This window comes from Roseateles sp. P5_E1, assembly GCF_054049335.1.
Genome location: NZ_JBFUMN010000245.1, coordinates 1 through 656, shown reverse-complemented (window position 1 = coordinate 656; position 656 = coordinate 1). Strand labels below are relative to the sequence as shown.

The 656-nt window shown below is 65.9% G+C and carries 1 protein-coding gene; it reads right to left on the bottom strand.

Annotated elements, in window-relative coordinates; translation table 11 throughout:
• Window positions 1-656: TIM-barrel domain-containing protein (locus ACXJKJ_RS30840; RefSeq protein ID WP_457395328.1), on the bottom strand; the 656-nt coding region annotated here is incomplete at both ends.

Sequence of the window (656 nt, the reverse complement as noted above, 5' to 3'; positions counted from 1 at the left end):
GCGCAGGCCGGGTCCTGCGGGTGCTCCATCAGCATGGCGCGCATCAGCGGCACGCCGGTCTGCGTCGCCTCATGCGCCTTGGCGTACAGATACGGCATGAGCTGGTGCTTGAGCCGCGTGAAGACGCGCAGCACGTCGCAGCTCTCTTCGTCCACGAGCCATGGCACCCGGTAGCTGCTGCTGCCGTGCAGGCGGCTGTGCGAGGACATCAGCCCGAACTGGATCCAGCGCTTGTAGACGGCCGGCGGCGGGTTGCCTTCGAAGCCGCCAATGTCATGGCTCCAGAAGGCGAAGCCGCAGGAGGTCAGCGACAGGCCGCCTCTGAGGCTCTCGGCCATCGACTCAAACGTGCTCCAGCAATCACCGCCCCAGTGCACCGGGAAGCGCTGGCCCGAGGCGTAGGTGGAGCGGGCGAAGACGATGGCGTCGCTGCCCTGTACTTCTTCGAGCAGCTCGAAGACGGCCTGGTTGTATTGCAGCGCATAGAGGTTGTGCATCTCGACGGGGTCGGAGCCGTCGAAGTAGGTCACGCCTTCGCTCGGGATGCGCTCGCCGAAGTCGGTCTTGAAGCAGTCCGCACCTTGCGCGATCAGGCGCTTCAGGTGGCCCTGGTACCAGGCCTTGGCGGCCGGGTTCGTGAAGTCCACGATGGCCAT